Origin of the sequence: Janthinobacterium rivuli, assembly GCF_009208735.1 — a bacterium.
Classification (GTDB): Bacteria; Pseudomonadota; Gammaproteobacteria; order Burkholderiales; family Burkholderiaceae_D; genus Janthinobacterium.
The window spans coordinates 145,676-160,466 of sequence record NZ_WFLJ01000015.1 but is presented as its reverse complement, the minus strand read 5'-3'; the positions used below and the strand labels follow the sequence as shown (position 1 = coordinate 160,466).

The window sequence follows — 14,791 nt, the reverse complement described above, 5'->3', positions numbered from 1 at the left end:
TTCCTACCTCTCCATGCCCACCAGTTTGAGCTCGGCAAACAGCGGCTTGTTGCTGCCGCGTGCCGCTTGCAACATGTCATAACTGGCCGCATCGAGCACGATTTCCTCGCCCGCCCACAGCTTGCGCTGGTTCGCGGGCAGCCTCAGGCTGCGCAGGATGGCCCGCACCTGGGCCGGATCGGCTGCCAGCAGGCGGATGGCGTGCGCATGGTGCTGCGTCCCCATCAGTATGGGCAAGCCGCCCTGCGGGCCATGCTGGCTCAGGCTGACATAGTCATGCCCGCCCACGCGGTGCAGATAAGCATGCCGGCCCTCGGCTTCGGCAGGCGGCTCCTGCAGCTCGACAGACGCGACAGGCGCGACGGCGGTTTGTTCCAGGCTCACGCCACAGGCCGCCAACAGGGCCGTGCTCAAGGCGAAAAATAATACGGGTGCTCGGCGCATCGTGCGCTCCTTCTTGTCGGGGTCGAGGACAGAGGTGGAATACTGCAGCGATCATGGGCCACTTTAGTTGAAGTGTAAAGTTAACTTTAAGAAATATTTCGTTCCCCACCGCAATTACTTGCTGGCTGCGGGATCTGGCCTGTCCGTGCCAGGGTGGCCTGCCAGCATTGTTAATACAATTTGCACACTGAAATCAGCAAGCCCATCTTTATCCATTATTCGATAAAGATCACAATGACGGTATCGGCTCGCAGAAACACCGCGCGGGCCTTCCACCACGACAGGAGAACAGCCCATCCACCCCAGCCAGAGTCGCCATCGGCGCGGCCATCGCCCGCCGCCTCGCGCGCGACGGCGCACAGGTCGTCGTCAATTACGTCAGCGGCAAGGGGGCCGCGGACGAGCTGGTGGCGGCCATCGTGGCCGATGCGGGCGAGGTGCTGGCGCTATTCGATGCGGCCGAGGCGGCCTACGGCGGCGTCGACGTGCTGGTCAACAACGCCGGCATCATGCCACCCATGCTGCCCACTCTGGCCGACACGGACGACGCCACCTTCGACAGCCTGTTCGCCATCAACGTCAAGGGCAGCTTCAACACCATGCGCCAGGCGGCGACGCGATTGCGCCACGGCGGCAGCGTGGTCAACTTCTCGACCAGCGTGATCGGCCTGGCCCTGCCCGGCTATTCCGTCTACAGCGCCACCAAGGCAGCCATCGAAACGATGACGGCTATCTTCGCCAAGGCATTGCGCGGCAAGAACATCACCGTCAACGCCGTCGCTCCCGGCCCCACGGCCACGACCCTGTTCTTGAACGGCAAGAACGAGGAAACCATAGCGCCCATGGGCAAGATGGCGCCCCTGGAACGGCTGGGCACGCCGGATGACATCGCCGGCGCCGTGGCCTTCCTGGCCGGGCCGGATGGCCGCTGGGTGAATGGACAAACGCTGCGCGCGAATGGCTGCTTGGTCTGAGTCTTTTGCGGACGAAAAAAAACGCCGCCGGTTCGCACTGGCAGCGTTTTTCTTGATTGGTATCAAGCCGTGATCAAGCGCCGGCTTTTTCCAGCTTCTCGAAAATCTTGTTCAGCTTTTCATCAAGGGTCGCAGCCGTGAACGGCTTGACGACATAACCGCTGGCGCCAGCCTGGGCGGCGGCGATGATGTTTTCTTTTTTCGCTTCGGCGGTGACCATCAGCACGGGCAGCTTGGCCAGTGCGGGATCGGCGCGGATATGCTGCAGCATCGTCAGGCCATCCATGTTTGGCATGTTCCAGTCCGAGACGACGAAATCGTACGATTCCGCGCGCAGCTTGGCCAGGCCCATCACGCCGTCTTCCGCCTCATCGACGTTGGCATAACCCAGTTCCTTCAACAGATTCCGGACAATGCGGCGCATCGTCGAAAAATCGTCAACGACTAAAAATTTCATCTTTGGATCAGCCATGAATAACTCCGTTGTTTCTGTAGCGGTTTGTTAATAATATCGACATGAATGCCGACATTATGGTCGACACTACGGCAGCAAGTTGTAGGATAGCATTTTCGTTGCTTTTAGGCGAACAAACTTGCCTCAGATCATATAAAACGTGGCTTACACGCGCAAAGCACGCATGCCATGTGCCGCCAGGTGTCCCAGCACCATGCCAGGCAGCGCCGTCAAAGCGCCAACCTCATGCGTAGCGCCGACGGCGATCGCCTCGCGCGGCATGCCAAACACCACGCAACTCGCTTCATCCTGTGCAAAATTATACGCTCCTGCGGCCTTCATCTCCAACATGCCTTGTGCGCCATCCTTGCCCATGCCGGTGAGGATCACGCCGACGGCATTCTTACCGGCCGATTGCGCGGCCGAACGGAACAGCACATCGACCGACGGGCGGTGGCGGTTCACCGGTTCGCCCTGGTCGATCTTGGTCATGTAGTTGGCGCCGCTGCGCGTCAGGGTCAGGTGCGAATGGCCTGGCGCGATGTAGGCATGGCCGGGGAGCACGCGTTCGCCGCCCGCCGCTTCCTGCACCGAAATCTTGCACAGCGAATCGAGGCGGCGCGCGAACGAGCGCGTAAAGCCTTCCGGCATGTGCTGCGTGATCAGGATGCCGGGGCAATCGGACGGCATCTGCATGAGGAATTCGCGGATCGCTTCCGTGCCGCCCGTCGAGGCGCCCACGATGATCAGCTTTTCGCTCGAGGTCAGCGGGCTGCGCAGCGCAGGCAGCGGCGCGGCCACCTTGTCGCCGGCCGACGGCAGGGTACGCGCGCGGATGCGCGCCTTCGAGGCGGCGCGGATCTTGTCGGCGATCATGTCCGTGTACTCGCGCATGCCGCTCTGGATGGAGATCTTCGGCTTGGTGACGAAATCGACGGCGCCCAGTTCCAGCGCGCGCATGGTGATTTCCGAACCGCGTTCGGTCAGCGACGACACCATCAATACCGGCATCGGGCGCAAGCGCATCAGCTTTTCCAGAAAGTCGAGGCCATCCATCTTCGGCATCTCGACGTCGAGCGTCAGCACGTCAGGGTTGGTCTGCTTGATCATCTCGCGCGCCACCAGCGGATCGGGCGCCGCCCCCACCACTTCCATGTCGGGCTGGCTGTTCACGATTTCCGTCATGACGCTGCGGATCAGCGCCGAGTCATCCACGATCAATACTTTGATCTTCATAGTTATCCTTCCAGGCCTTGCGGCCCTTCTTCTTTATTAAATTGGTACAGCGGACCAAACCGCCGCAGGCCGCACGACACGACGCGCAACAGGTTTGCTCTGGTGTTGCTAGAACAGCTCGACCTCGCCGCCCACTGGCGCGACCTTGAGACGGCTGGCGTAATCGAGTTCGCGGCGTACCAGCGTATCGTTATGCGTCTGCATCAGCTTTTTCACCAGCACCTTGCCGCTGCGGGGGAAAAAATACACCTTGCGCGGGTGGATGTCGTTCAGGTCTTCGGCCACCACGCGCATCTTTTCCGCCTTCAGGTAATTGATGACGAAGGCCGCATTGCGTTCGCCCACGTTGATCGCCGTGAAGCCGCGCAGCACGGCGCCGCCGCCGAACACTTTTGCTTCCATGTTCTCGCGCCGCGCGCCCGCCTTCAGCAAATCGTTGATCAGGATCTCCATGGCGTAGGTGCCATAGCGCATCGACGCGGAAATCGGGCTGTTCGGATCGCTGCCGCCATCGGGCAGCATGAAGTGATTCATGCCGCCCAGGCCCGTGACGCGGTCGCGGATGCAGGCCGAGACGCAGGAGCCGAGCACGGTGACGATCAGCATGTCCTTGTTGGTAAAGTAATACTCACCAGGCAAGATCTTGGCGGCGTCACAATTGAACGTCCTGTCGTAATAGACGTTAGTGGCAAATTGCTCTTTGGATTCCAGGCTCATATTTCACTCTCATGTACGATGCGACGATGCCTTGGGCGCGGCGCCCCGAGGCTGATCGAGCTCATAGACTGTTTTACCGCGCAGCTTCAATGAATCCGACACGTACAGGAAATTCTCCGAATGGCCCGCAAACAGCAGGGCATCCGGCTTCATCAATGGCACAAAGCGCGACAGGATCTTGCGCTGTGTCGCCTTGTCAAAATAAATCATCACGTTACGGCAGAAGATGACGTCGAACTGGCCCGTCAATGGCCAGCTGTCGGCCAGCAGGTTGAGCGGCTTGAAGGTAATCATCTGGCGCAGTTCCGGGCGCACCCGCACCTGTCCCTCGCGATCGCCCTTGCCGCGCAAGAAAAAGCGCCGCGCACGGTCGGCCGGCATCTTGTCGAGCCGATCCAGGTTGTAGACGCCATTGGCGGCCGTGGCCAGCACGTTCGTGTCGATGTCCGTGGCGATGATGGTGACCGGCGGCGTGAGCGTATTGAACGCCTCGCACACCGTCATGGCGATCGAATATGGCTCCTCGCCGGTGGAACTGGCCGAACACCAGATGGTGATCGGCCCGCTCAGTTTTTTCACGTGTTCGGCCAGCAGCGGGAAATGATGCGCCTCGCGGAAGAACGACGTCAGGTTGGTCGTCAACGCATTCGTGAACGCTTCCCATTCGTCGCCCATGCGGCCAGCTTCCAGGTCGTCCAGGTAGCGGACGAACGAGGAGATGCCCGTCGCGCGCAGGCGCCGCGCCAGGCGGCTGTAGACCATCTCCTGTTTGCTGTCGGCCAGCGCGATGCCGGCCCGCTTGTAAATCATGGCGCGGACCCGTTCAAAGTCCTTGCCCGTGAAATCAAATTCCTTGACCGAATCCGTTTTAGTTTGCGGCATTTTGTTTTTACCTCTCTATGACTACTCTGACCAATGCCTTTGCAAGTATAACTAGCGGGACCGGGTTGGCGTCAGAACTCTTCCCAATCGTCGCCGCCGGCCGCCGCCAGCTTTTTCGCGGGCGGTGGCGTGCCGGCTTGCGCCGTCTTTGCCAACCGCCGTGTATTTTCCGTCACGCTCGGCGCCGGCCGTGCCGCCGCTTTCACTACTGGCGCGGGCGCGGGCATGGCCGCCCGCGCCGCGCTCTCGCCGTCCAGCTTGAAGATGCTGACGGCGTCGGCCAGTTTCTGCGCCTGATCCTGCATGCTTTCGGCCGCCGCCGCCGCTTCTTCGACCAGCGCCGCGTTTTGCTGCGTCATCTGGTCCATCTGCGCGATGGCCTGGTTCACTTCCTCGATGCCATGGCTCTGTTCCTGCGTCGCCGCCGTGATCTCGCCCATGATGTCGGCCACCTGCCGGATCGACGTGACGATCAGGCCCATGGTCTGTCCAGCCTCGTCCACCAGCCGGCTGCCCGCATCGACCTTGTCGACCGAGTCGCCGATCAGGCCCTTGATCTCTTTCGCCGCGCCGGCCGAGCGTTGGGCCAGATTACGCACTTCCGACGCCACCACCGCGAAACCGCGCCCCTGCTCGCCGGCGCGCGCCGCTTCGACGGCCGCATTCAAGGCCAGGATATTCGTCTGGAACGCGATGCCGTCAATGACGCCGATAATGTCGACGATCTTGCGCGAACTGTCCTTGATGGAACCCATGGTATCGACCACTTGCGCCACCACCTTGCCGCCCTGCTCCGCCACCGACGATGCCGACACGGCCAACTGATTGGCCTGGCGCGCATTGTCCGCGTTCTGCTTCACGGTCGACGTCAGCTCCTCCATCGACGATGCCGTCTCTTCGAGCGAACTGGCCTGCGTTTCCGTGCGCGCCGACAGGTCCGCATTGCCGCTGGCGATCTCGCGCGACGCCACGGTAATCGTATCGGTCCCGTTGCGCACGTCGCTGACCGTCTGCACCAGGCTCTCGTTCATGTCCTTCAGCGCCTGCTGCAGCGCGCTCGTTTCATCCTTGCCCTCGACCACCACGCGCGCCGTCAGCTCGCCGGCGGCCACCTTCTGCGCCACTGCCAGGGCGCCGGACAATGGCACCGTGATCGAGCGCGTGATGAAGATGGCGCACCAGGCGCCGATCGCCACCGCCGCGCCGCCCAGGATGAACAACACCGTCATCAGGCGCGCATCGGCCGCCAGCGAGTCGTCCATGAAGCTTTGCTGCGCCACGTGCTGCAGGTCGAGCAGCTTGTTGATATCGGCCAGGGTCGTCTTGTTCAAGGGATCGATGCGGGTGGCGATCACCTTCGCCGCGCCCTCGCTGTTAAACGCCAGCACCTGTCCCATCGCTTCCTTGAAGGCGGCATCGACTTCGCCGTCGACCTTGGCGATATTGGCCAACAATGCCTTCTCGCCCTCGGACAGGCCCAGGCCGGCCAGCTTGCCGCGCGCGCCGTCGTACAGCTTGCGCTGCTCGCGCACCTTGCCCTCTTCCGCCTGCATCAGCCCCACATCGCCCTGCAGGCCGATATTGCGCATGGCGATGCCGGTTTCCAGCATCGCGCTTTTCATCAGCGACGCCTGCGTATTCTTTTCGCTTGCCAGCGCCAGGCCCGTGAGCAACTGGGCCTTGTTACGGTAATTCAGTGCATTCGCCGAAACGATCACCACCACCAGGATGGCGAGGATGCTGCCAAAACCTATCCCCAGCCGGGTGCCTATCTTGAAATCGCGCAAACTCATTACAGTCTCCAATATTTATGTGAACGGCGCCCGTTCAACCGGACGGCGCCGTGTTGTGGCCTGGTCTCTGACGGACCTTGCAGCCTGCCGGCGCGCCTCTGCTCGCACCGGTACATGCATATCTGTAGTGATCCTTTGCGTGCTCATACGGCGGCGCACCGGGCGCCGCCTTGCTGCCTGCTTGCTGCCGCTTACGCCGCCAGCTTGTCGATCAGGCCCATCTCGCTGCTCGACATCAGCTTGTCGATATCGACCAGGATCAGCATGCGCTCGTCGATGGTGCCCAGGCCGATCATGTAGTCGGTCGAGAAGGCGGTGCCCATTTCCGGCGCTGGCTTCACCTGCTCCGGCGTCAGGGTGGTGACGTCGGAAACGCTGTCGACCACCATGCCGACGATGCGACCGCCGATGTTCAGGATGATCACCACCGTGAACTGGTCGTACACGGGCGTGCCCAGGTTGAACTTGATGCGCATGTCGACCACGGGAATGATGATGCCGCGCAGGTTGATCACGCCCTTGATGAATTCAGGCGCGTTGGCGATGCGGGTGACCGCTTCGTAACCACGGATTTCCTGAACCTTCAGGATATCGATGCCGTACTCTTCGGAGCCCAGGGTGAAGGCCAGGAATTCACGGCCGGCGATGTCCTTGCCGTCGCCCGCATTGCTTCCGGATGTTTGTTGAGTATCTGACATGGTGCGTTTTCCTATCTTTTATCTATCGGTATTACGAAAAAATGGACTCGTCGGCCAGCTGGCGAGAGGAACGGATCAGGGCGGCGACATCGAGAATCAGCGACACGCCGCCGTCGCCCAGGATGGTGGCGCCGGAAATGCCTACCACCTTGCGGTAATTCGATTCGAGGTTTTTCACCACGACCTGCTGCTGCCCCACCAGGTCGTCGACAAACAGGGCCGCCTTGCGCCCTTCCGTCTCGAGGATCACGCAGATGCCTTCCGAGGGACTGGTAAAGCGCGGCGCGATGTCGAACATCTGGTACAGCGGGATCAATGGCAGGTATTCGCCGCGCACCTTCACCACCTGGCCCTTGCCACTGATGTCCTTGATATCCTCAACGGCTGGCTGCAGGGATTCGATGACAAAGCCCAGCGGTAAAATATACACTTCGTCGCCGACGCGGATCGACATGCCGTCCAGGATGGCCAGGGTCAGCGGCAACGAGATGGAAATCGTCGTGCCGAAACCCTTCGCCGAACGGATGTCGACGACGCCGCCCATGGCGCTGATATTGCGCTTGACGACATCCATGCCCACGCCGCGGCCCGACACGTCGGTGACCGCTTCGGCGGTGGAAAAACCGGGCGCGAAGATCAGCTGCCACACGTCGGCGTCGCTCATCGTCTCGGACACGTCCAGTCCTTGCTGCGCGGCCTTGGCCAGGATGCGCTCGCGGTTCAGTCCCGCGCCATCATCGGACACTTCGATGATGATGTTGCCGCCCTGGTGGCTGGCCGAGAGGAACAGGCGGCCGGCCTCGGTCTTGCCGGCGGCCACGCGGGCGGCCGGCATTTCCACGCCATGGTCGATGCTGTTGCGCACCAGGTGCGTGAGCGGGTCGACGATGCGCTCGATGAGGCCCTTGTCCAGTTCCGTGGCGGCGCCATTCGTGATGAAGTCGACCTTCTTGCCCAGTTTCGTGGCCAGGTCGCGCACCATGCGCGGAAAGCGCGAAAAGACGAAATCCATCGGCATCATGCGGATCGACATCACCGCTTCCTGCAAGTCGCGCGTGTTGCGCGTCAGGTGGCTGACGCTGTCGAGCAGTTTTTCATGCAGCATCGGGTCGAGCGCGCTGGCGCGCTGCTCGATCATCGCCTGCGTGATCACCAGTTCGCCCACCAGATTGATCAGCTGGTCGACTTTCTCGATCGAGACGCGGATCGACGACGACTCGGCGCCGGCCTTGTCGCCCTCTTTCTTGGCCGGTTTCTTTTCCTGCTCCGCTTCGGCCACGACGCTCGCCACGGCCGGCGTGGCAGCAGCGCTGCCCGCCTTGGCCGCGTCGGCGCGAATCTGTTCCAGGGGCTGGAAGAAACCGTAGCCCTGTTCGGCGTCGCTCTGCACGCCTGCGGCGGCACGGATGTCCTCGAGCGGCTGGAAGAAGCCATAGCCGGGGTCCGCCGCGCCAGGCGCGCCTGGCAGCGGATCGAAGAAACCATAGCCCTGGGCTTTTTCCTGCGCCGCGCGGGCCGCTTCGGCTTCGCCTGGCGCCAGTGGCGGCGCCTGCGTGATCACCATGTCGTCCGGATTGAGCACGAACGAGCAGATGGCCAGGATATCGTCCAGGCTTTCATGCGTCGTCACTTCCAGCACCTTGCGCGCGTCGGGCAGGCTGGATACCACGACGTCGCCCAGCAAGCCCAGTTCGGCCGCCAGCGCATCGACTTCGCGCGGCTCCATGCTGGGGAGCTCGAGGCGGATGCGATGGCCGCCGGCATGGCTGACGGCGGCCTTTTCCGCCGTATGGAAGGCCGGCGCGACGGGCGTGAGCGCGGCCACGGGCACGTCCTGCGAGAACGACTGCAGCATCATGCGCACATTGGCCACGGCATCCTGGTCGACGGCGCTGCCCAGGCGGTGCCCGTCGAGCTGCATCTTGAGAATATCCTTGGCCGCCAAAAAGGCGTCGACGTGTTCCGCCGTCAGGGCCATCTGGCCCTGGCGGATGCGGTCGAGCAGCGACTCGAGGATGTGCGTCACCTCGCTCATGTCGGAGAGGCCGAACGTCGACGCGCCGCCCTTGATCGAATGGGCGGTGCGGAAAATGGCATTCAGGTCTTCGGCGTCGGGCGCCGCAATATCAACGGCCAGCAGCAGCCGTTCTTTTTCAGCCAGCAGTTCTTCGGCCTCATCGAAAAAGACCTGAAAAAACTGGCTAATATCGATGGTCATAGGGTGACTCCGTCAATTGCATCGTTGTGCTGCGCGGCTGGCATCAGCCGATCACCTTCTTGACCACTTCGATCAGGCGTTGCGGATCGAAGGGCTTGACCAGCCAGCCATTCGCGCCGGCGGCACGTCCTTTCGACTTCATCTCGTCCGACGACTCCGTCGTCAGCATCAGGATGGGCACCTTCTGATAGGTCGGCAGTTCGCGCAGCAGCTTGATCAGCTCCAGGCCATCCATGCGCGGCATATTCTGGTCGGTCAATACCAGGTCCACGGTTTGCAGCTTGGCTTTTTCCAGTCCGTCCTGGCCGTCGACGGCCTCCACCACCTGGTAACCGGCGGCTTTCAGACTGAACGCCACCATCTGGCGCAATGAGCTGGAATCGTCCACTGCAAGTATCGTTTTGGCCATCTTTGCTCCCACTTATTCCGGGCATCCTGCCCGAGTATTTGATTAATCAATCCATGCAACCACAAGCGTTCCGTACTGGCATGCTAGAACAGCTCGATGTCGCCACTTTCCAAATGCTGTTGACTGACAGCCTTGCGCAGCACGCTGCGCAACTCCAGGCTTTGAATCGCCAGCGCCATGCTGACCCGCCCCAGCAAGGCGACAATTTCTTCATTGTCGCTCTCCGGCAACATCTCCGCGCCATGCGAGCCCAGTGTGCCGAGAAACTCGCGCAAGCCCGTCACGCGCTTCAAGGTGCGCTCGATCAGCTGGCTGGTCATGTCCTGGAACTGCAGGCTGGTGATGGCGGCATTCACGTAGCCCCCCACCTCATCTTGCAACGCCAGCAATTTTTCGCGCTGCTGCTCGGCCGGAATACCGCCGTCGAGCAGCAGGGCGATGGTGTCTTGCTGCGCGGCGACGGCCGCATGTATCGCCATGAAATTGAAGGACAGCTTCTCGATCGCCTCTTCCAGCAAGATGCCGGTCTGCACCAGGTCGGTTTCCACCTCCGTCAAGTGCTTGCGGCCATGGTCCGACACGCCAGACAGCAGGCGCTTTACATGCGAGCCAAGTATTTTCTTTCTTGTCATAAAGGTCTCATTGTTTCAATACACCACGCGTCGACAGCCTTGCGTGTTATTTTTTCGCCGCTACCGGGCTGGGGGCTGGCGCCGCCGCGGGCGGCGCACCGGCCGCCAGCCCTGAAGCGACAGCGGCGGATGCGGCATCGGTCACCGGCAGCTCGATCGCCGAGCCGTCGCGCAGGACATTTTCTTCCGTGCGTTTGTTCATGACGATGATGCTGATGCGCCGGTTGATCGGATTGAAGGGGTCGAGCTTGTCGAGGTGGGCGGCCGAACCCAGGCCCACCACGCGCAAGACTTTCTCTTCCTTCATGCCGCCAATCACCAGTTCGCGCCGCGACGCATTCGCGCGGTCGGCCGACAATTCCCAGTTGCTGTAGCCGGCATCGCTCATGTAGGGCGTCGAATCCGTATGCCCGGACAGGCCGATGCGGTTCGGCACTTCATTGAGCACGGAGCCGATGGCGTGCAGGATTTCCTTGGTGTACGGTTGCAGATTCGCATTGGCGAGCGCAAACATCGGACGGTTCTGCTCGTCAACGATCTGGATGCGCAAGCCTTCGCTGGTGATATCGAGCAGCAACTGATTCTTGTATTTTTTCAGCAGGGGATTGGCGTCGATGGTCGCTTCGATGCGCGCCTTGAGCGCCTGCAGGCGCTTGCCCTCTTCCCGTTCGAGCGCGGCCTTGGCGGAATTGAGGTCGAACGACTTGCGCTGCTGCTCTTCCTGCGCCTTGCGCACCTGCCCATCCTGGCGCGACAGGTCCTGGCCGCCGCCCTGGATCACGGAATTGCTTTCGCCGCTGCCGGAACCGCCCGCCATCGCCACTTTCAAGGGCGTCTTGAAGAATTCGGAAATGCCGTTCAAGTCGCCCTTCGAGGTGGAGCCCAGCAGCCACATCAGCAGGAAGAAGGCCATCATGGCCGTGACAAAGTCGGCGTAGGCGATTTTCCACGCCCCGCCATGGTGTCCGCCAGCCGTTTTCTTGATACGCTTGACGATAATCGGGCGCATGCCTTCATCGGCCATGGCGTCCCCCTTCCGTGTGCTGCAAATGACTCATGGTGTCCAGGCGTATATTCACTGCTTACTTCGTTTTCGATTTCTTGATGTGGTCTTCCAGCTCATTGAACGTCGGACGCTCGGTCGAGAACAGCACCTTGCGGCCGAACTCCACGGCCAGCGCCGGCGCATAGCCGTTCAGGCTGGCCAGCAGGGTCACTTTCACGCACTGGAACATCTTGCTCGACTCTTCCAGCTTCTGCTCCAGCAGGCTGGCCAGCGGGCCGACGAAACCATACGCGAGCAAGATGCCGAGGAAGGTGCCGACCAGCGCGTGCGCGATCAGCATGCCCAGCTCGGCCGGCGGGATACCCACCGACTCCATCGTGTGCACCACGCCCATCACGGCGGCGACGATACCGAACGCGGGCAAGCCGTCGCCCACCTTGGCGATCACGTGGGCCGGCACGGCGCCTTCGTGATGGTGCGTCTCGATCTCATTGTCCATCAGGTTTTCGATCTGAAAGGCATCCATATTGCCCGATACCATCAGGCGCAGGTAATCGGTCATGAATTCGACGATATGGTGGTCCGCCAGCACGGCCGGGTACTTGGAAAACAGCGGGCTTTCTTCGGGCTTGTCGATATCGCCTTCGATCGACATCAAGCCTTCCTTGCGCACCTTGCTGAGCACTTCAAACAGCAGCGACATCAGTTCCATGTACAGCTCTTTGGTGTAGCGCGAACCCTTGAACAGGCTGGGCAAGGCGGCGATCGTCGCCTTGATGGCCTTGTTATTGTTACCAACAAGGAAGGCGCCCAGGGCGGCGCCGCCGATCATCAGCAACTCCAGCGGCTGGAACAGCGCCGCCAGATGGCCGCCGGCCAGCGCGAAGCCGCCAAAGACCGAGGCGCAGACGATGATGTATCCGATTATGACTAACAAGTGCCCTGACTCCCAATAATGGCCGGGGCTGTGTCCCCGGCACGTTCAAACCTGTTCCTGCCTTCTGGCGGCTGCGCCGCCGGCAAAGACAGCGGCAAGAAAAGCAACCGAAAGTTAATTGAAATGCGCTGCTTTTCAATGCAATTCCGAGAAAATGCCGTGTGGAACTACAATAACGTGAGATTGCCCTACGGGCAAGCAAATAACGCAGACAATTGCTTAAAAGCACCATATGTAAAGTAAAGGGCCACCCTCTGTGGCGGCAATGGTCTTATCGGGCTCGCGCGCCGCAATCTGGAATTCGTAACTAAGAAGCATGCTACCGGGCAACATTTCCCTTTCCGCCTTGCGCCACAGGGCCGCCATCGCCGCCGGCGACAGGTAGGCAAACACCGCATCATAGCGGCCGAAATCGAGCGCTTCGTAGTCGCCGCGCAGGAAACGCGCGCGGCTGCCCGACAGCCGTGCGCGCAAACGGCTTGCCAGCCACGGCAACGGCGCCAGCTCGATGCCGGAAAACTGCCCGTCGGGCCGGCGCCGCGCCAGGTCCAGCACCAGGCCGCCCAGGCCGCTGCCGATGTCGACCAGCCGCACGCCGGGACGGTCCGCGATCAGCTCGGCCACCGCCTGCCATACCTTCGGCCCCGACGGGTAAAACGGCACTTGCGTGCGGAACGTGGACCAATACAGGCTGAGCAGGAAAACAAAGGCCGCCAGAAACACGGCCGGCGGCAGATCGAGCTGGCTGGCCGCCAGCAAGGCGGGCGCAAACAGCAGGCCGATGGCGCACCACCAGCGCGCCAGTCCCGCGCGCCACGTGATGAGCGCCGCCAGCACGCCCTGCAGCAGCGCCACGGCCGGCAGCGACATGGCCACGCCGGCGCGCGCCAGACCATATACCAATAGCAACAGCAAGGGAAAGGCCAGCACCTGGATCAGGATGGCCTTGAGCGCGGGCGCGCGCAGGATTTGTTGCAGCATGAGGCAGTCGCAGGACAGTCAAAGGAGGAAAACGCCAGTGTAAGCGAAAGCACCATGAAAAAACCGGAGTCCGGTCTGGCGACCGCTCCGGTTTTCATGGAGGCCATGATTGCAGCAGCATCAGGCGGCGACACCGGGCGGCGCGACGGCGGCCGCTTCATCGCGCGCCTTCTTGGTCTTGCCGGCACGCGAAGGCATGTGGCACAGGCCGCACACATAATCGGCGTTCAGGTCGAGGCAGTTGACGACAAACTTGCCGCCGCACTTGCCGCAGGGCGCCATGTCCAGCATCTTGCTGCTGAAAAAGCGCACCAGGGTCCAGGCCCGCGTCAGCGACAGCAGCGGCTCTTCGCCCGCCTCGGGCGGCATCTGCTCCAGATACAGTTTGTATGCCTTCATCACGGCTTCAATGCCGGTGGCGCCGGCGTGGTCGACGAGGAATTTGTGGATATTGATGAACAGCGAGGAATGGATATTCGGTTGCCAGGTGAGGAACCAGTCGGTGGAAAACGGCAGCATGCCCTTGGGCGGCGAGACGCCCTTCAATTCCTTGTACAGATTCAGCAGGCGTTCGCGCGACAGCGAGACTTCCGTCTCCAGCAGTTGCAAACGGGCGCCCAGCTGTATCAATTCGATGGCCAGCTGGATTTCCTGCGCTTCCGATACGACACTTTTCTTGGCCATGCTGTGTACTCCACTACTGACTGATACTGACTGATAAGGTTGCCAGAAAAATGCTCAGGGCAATGCAACACCGCCATGGGCGTTTTGATGGGAACCTTAGGCGATTTCTTCGACGCCCTGGCCGGCCATGAGGATGGCCGCGTGCGACTGGGCCAGCGAGCGGTCTTTATTGTAGTTCGTCAGCATGCCCAGGATGGCGCTGTCGTCGAAGCGGAAGCGGGCCAGCATCATGTTGCCGCCAGCGAGCTTCAGAATCTGCGCATTGCTCATGCCTTCGATCAGTTCGGCGATTTCGGCGGCAATGCCCAAACGGAAGATGGCCGTTACCTTGTCCGCACGAATCATTTGCTGGGCCAGCATCAGGTAGCTCAGGTTAGCGTCGCGAATCTCAGCCATCATGTCGTTAGCAGTCATTTCCATCTCCTCAATCCGTTGAATTCAGCTGGCGTTGTATGTTGCCAGTGAGATACATTCTGCAGGAGCAACATTAAACGCAACAGAGGCGTAGCGCTGTATTTTTGGTCGGGCAATGGCGGAGGGGATCGTAGGTGTTTGTCTGACAAACACTGCTCGATCATGGTCGCACGCCAGTAACGGCGCGGGTGTGGGAGGTTGGCTCTGCGTCGGATTTGCCCGACTTTTGGCCTGTAAAAAATATCACTTTTTTACAACAACTTGATCAGAATCAAGCCTGTCTACGGATATAACGGCAGCTCCAACGGGAAC

Annotated in this window: 16 protein-coding genes; 1 reads left to right on the top strand and 15 read right to left on the bottom strand. The window is 61.2% G+C overall.

Features of this window, described 5'->3' with window-relative positions:
• Positions 1-3 precede the first annotated feature (3 nt).
• Complete coding sequence (locus GCN78_RS20300) at positions 4-444, bottom strand: hypothetical protein (protein ID WP_152253302.1); 441 nt, start codon at positions 442-444, stop codon at positions 4-6.
• Between the two features lie 242 nt (positions 445-686).
• Between GCN78_RS20300 and GCN78_RS20295 the strand changes: the two genes are divergently transcribed.
• Positions 687-1,418 (top strand): SDR family oxidoreductase, encoded by a 732-nt coding sequence (locus GCN78_RS20295; protein ID WP_152253301.1) that lies wholly within the window; start codon positions 687-689, stop codon positions 1,416-1,418.
• Positions 1,419-1,491: 73 nt separating this feature from the next.
• Here GCN78_RS20295 and cheY read toward each other — a convergent pair whose 3' ends face one another.
• The 14 genes from cheY to flhD all read right to left on the bottom strand — a co-directional run bounded on the left by cheY (position 1,492) and on the right by flhD (position 14,479).
• Positions 1,492-1,890, bottom strand: coding sequence for a chemotaxis response regulator CheY (gene cheY, locus GCN78_RS20290; RefSeq protein ID WP_010396677.1), 399 nt, complete (start codon positions 1,888-1,890; stop codon positions 1,492-1,494).
• A gap of 147 nt (positions 1,891-2,037) precedes the next feature.
• Positions 2,038-3,108 carry a protein-glutamate methylesterase/protein-glutamine glutaminase gene (locus GCN78_RS20285; RefSeq protein ID WP_035826603.1) on the bottom strand — a complete coding sequence of 357 codons (1,071 nt, stop codon included), beginning with the start codon at positions 3,106-3,108 and terminating at the stop codon, positions 2,038-2,040.
• Positions 3,109-3,216: 108 nt separating this feature from the next.
• Positions 3,217-3,825: a chemoreceptor glutamine deamidase CheD gene (gene cheD, locus GCN78_RS20280; protein ID WP_034758343.1), complete on the bottom strand. Its 609-nt coding sequence runs from the start codon at positions 3,823-3,825 to the stop codon at positions 3,217-3,219.
• Positions 3,826-3,834: 9 nt separating this feature from the next.
• A complete protein-coding gene (locus GCN78_RS20275) occupies positions 3,835-4,707 on the bottom strand; it encodes a CheR family methyltransferase (protein WP_034778025.1) in 873 nt (290 codons plus the stop codon).
• A 71-nt stretch (positions 4,708-4,778) separates the two neighbouring features.
• On the bottom strand, positions 4,779-6,500 hold the full coding sequence (locus GCN78_RS20270; protein ID WP_152253300.1) for a methyl-accepting chemotaxis protein: 1,722 nt from the start codon (positions 6,498-6,500) through the stop codon (positions 4,779-4,781).
• A 191-nt stretch (positions 6,501-6,691) separates the two neighbouring features.
• Positions 6,692-7,198 (bottom strand): chemotaxis protein CheW, encoded by a 507-nt coding sequence (locus GCN78_RS20265; protein WP_034758356.1) that lies wholly within the window; start codon positions 7,196-7,198, stop codon positions 6,692-6,694.
• 31 nt (positions 7,199-7,229) lie between these two features.
• Positions 7,230-9,416, bottom strand: coding sequence for a chemotaxis protein CheA (gene cheA, locus GCN78_RS20260; protein WP_152253299.1), 2,187 nt, complete (start codon positions 9,414-9,416; stop codon positions 7,230-7,232).
• Positions 9,417-9,459: 43 nt separating this feature from the next.
• Positions 9,460-9,825 carry a response regulator gene (locus GCN78_RS20255; protein WP_034758362.1) on the bottom strand — a complete coding sequence of 122 codons (366 nt, stop codon included), beginning with the start codon at positions 9,823-9,825 and terminating at the stop codon, positions 9,460-9,462.
• A gap of 83 nt (positions 9,826-9,908) precedes the next feature.
• Positions 9,909-10,457, bottom strand: coding sequence for a chemotaxis protein (locus GCN78_RS20250; RefSeq protein ID WP_077401991.1), 549 nt, complete (start codon positions 10,455-10,457; stop codon positions 9,909-9,911).
• A 46-nt stretch (positions 10,458-10,503) separates the two neighbouring features.
• Positions 10,504-11,481 carry a flagellar motor protein MotB gene (motB, locus tag GCN78_RS20245; protein WP_099380614.1) on the bottom strand — a complete coding sequence of 326 codons (978 nt, stop codon included), beginning with the start codon at positions 11,479-11,481 and terminating at the stop codon, positions 10,504-10,506.
• Positions 11,482-11,539: 58 nt separating this feature from the next.
• Complete coding sequence (gene motA / locus GCN78_RS20240; RefSeq protein ID WP_077401985.1) at positions 11,540-12,400, bottom strand: flagellar motor stator protein MotA; 861 nt, start codon at positions 12,398-12,400, stop codon at positions 11,540-11,542.
• A 219-nt stretch (positions 12,401-12,619) separates the two neighbouring features.
• Positions 12,620-13,381 (bottom strand): SAM-dependent methyltransferase, encoded by a 762-nt coding sequence (locus GCN78_RS20235; RefSeq protein ID WP_152253298.1) that lies wholly within the window; start codon positions 13,379-13,381, stop codon positions 12,620-12,622.
• A gap of 120 nt (positions 13,382-13,501) precedes the next feature.
• Positions 13,502-14,065, bottom strand: coding sequence for a flagellar transcriptional regulator FlhC (gene flhC / locus GCN78_RS20230; protein ID WP_152253297.1), 564 nt, complete (start codon positions 14,063-14,065; stop codon positions 13,502-13,504).
• Between the two features lie 96 nt (positions 14,066-14,161).
• A complete protein-coding gene (flhD, locus tag GCN78_RS20225) occupies positions 14,162-14,479 on the bottom strand; it encodes a flagellar transcriptional regulator FlhD (RefSeq protein ID WP_034758381.1) in 318 nt (105 codons plus the stop codon).
• Between the last annotated feature and the right edge of the window lie 312 nt (positions 14,480-14,791).